The 209-nt window shown below is 60.3% G+C and carries 1 pseudogene; it reads left to right on the plus strand.

What is annotated here, in order from left to right:
* A pseudogene (locus tag AC0QHF_RS28375) lies at positions 1–209 on the plus strand (photosystem II q(b) protein); the annotation flags it as partial.

Genomic DNA, 209 nt, shown 5'->3' on the forward strand with positions numbered 1-209 from the left:
AGCGCCAACGTTTGGGATCGGTTCTGCAACTGGGTCACTTCCACCAACAACCGCCTCTATGTGGGCTGGTTCGGTGTCCTGATGATCCCGACGTTGCTGACCGCCACCATCTGCTACATCATCGCTTTTGTCGCCGCTCCCCCCGTGGACATCGACGGCATCCGCGAGCCCGTCGCCGGCTCCCTGTTGTACGGCAACAACATCATCTC

It is taken from the genome of Lyngbya sp. CCY1209 (assembly GCF_055795065.1).